This is a genomic window from Rhizobacter sp. P2_H2 (assembly GCF_056403375.1).
In genome coordinates, this window is the sequence record NZ_JBFUFP010001291.1 from 1 (window position 1) to 1,359 (window position 1,359).

The 1,359-nt window shown below is 66.9% G+C and carries 2 protein-coding genes; both read right to left on the reverse strand.

Annotated features, from left to right (window positions below; all coding sequences use genetic code 11):
* Positions 1–84: 84 nt before the first annotated feature.
* Positions 85–1,020, reverse strand: coding sequence for an acetylglutamate kinase (argB, locus tag AC1D15_RS32445; protein WP_047500810.1), 936 nt, complete (start codon positions 1,018–1,020; stop codon positions 85–87).
* 62 nt (positions 1,021–1,082) lie between these two features.
* Positions 1,083–1,359, reverse strand: a 277-nt coding sequence (locus AC1D15_RS32450) for a MerR family DNA-binding protein (protein WP_477829297.1), incomplete at its 5' end; no start/stop codon positions are given.

A 1,359-nucleotide genomic window follows, 5' to 3' on the forward strand; every position in this document is an offset into this window, starting at 1 on the left:
CCCATCAAGCAACGCCCGCGGAACCGGCTTTGCCGGGCCGCTGGGTAGCGCCCCTTGGGGGCAGGAGCGAAGCGACTGGGGGGCTCAATGACTCCGGATCATCGTGCCGTAAGCCTGCTCGGTCAGGATCTCGAGCAGCATCGCGTGYGGCACGCGGCCGTCGATGATGTGCACGGTGTTCACGCCGTTCTTCGCGGCATCGAGCGCCGAAGCGATCTTCGGCAGCATGCCGCCGCTGATCGTGCCGTCGTCGAACAGCTCGTCGATCTCGCGCGCCGACAGGTTGGTCAGCAGCTTGCCCTGCTTGTCGAGCACGCCGGGGATGTTGGTCAGCATCAGCAGCTTCTCGGCCTTCAGCACCTCGGCCAGCTTGCCGGCGACCACGTCGGCGTTGATGTTGTAGTTCTCGTTCTCCGAGCCGAAGCCGAGCGGCGAGATCACCGGGATGAACTGGTCGTCCTGCAGCGCCTTGACGACCGACGGATCGATCGACTCGATCTCGCCGACCTGGCCGACATCGTGCACCTTGGTCGGGTCGTCGCGGTCGACCATCTTCAGCTTGTGCGCGCGGATCAGCCCGCCGTCACGCCCGGTCAGGCCGACGGCCTTGCCGCCGACCGCATTGATCAGCCCGACGATGTCCTGCTGCACCTGGCCGGCCAGCACCCACTCGACCACTTCCATGGTCTCCTCGTCGGTGACGCGCATGCCCTGGATGAAGGTGCCCTTCTTGCCGATCTTGGCCAGCGCGTCCTCGATCTGCGGCCCGCCGCCGTGCACCACCACCGGGTTGATGCCCACCAGCTTCAGCAGCACCACGTCTTCGGCGAAATCCTGCTGCAGCGCCGGATCGGTCATCGCGTTGCCGCCGTACTTGATGACCATGGTCTTGCCATGGAACTTTCGGATGTACGGCAGGGCCTGCGCCAGGATCTCCGCCTTGTCGCGCGGGGCGATGTGYGAGAGGTCGGGACCRTGGTTGTGACCGACGGGCTTGTCGGCGGGGGGCTCGTTGTTCATGAGGAGGCTTTCCGGAACGCGGCCGCCACGGACCGCTGCGGCGCGAATTGTAGGGTCGGGATTCAGGTCGTGTGCACGCCGCGGCCGGTCGGGGGCACGCCGCCCGGCGCATCCTTCGACAGCGCCATCACGATGCCGCAAAGTTCGTGCATGCGTTGCGGGCCGCACACCTGCGTCAGCAGCTCCAGCTGGCGCTCCAGCACCTGCAGGCTCGCCAGCCGCTCGCGCACGTGCGCCAGGTGGCCCTCGATCACCGCATCCACCTTCGAGCAATCGGCCTGCGGGTGGTCCAGGAAGTCGAGCAGCGGGCGCACTTCGTCCAGGCTCATGTCCAGCGAC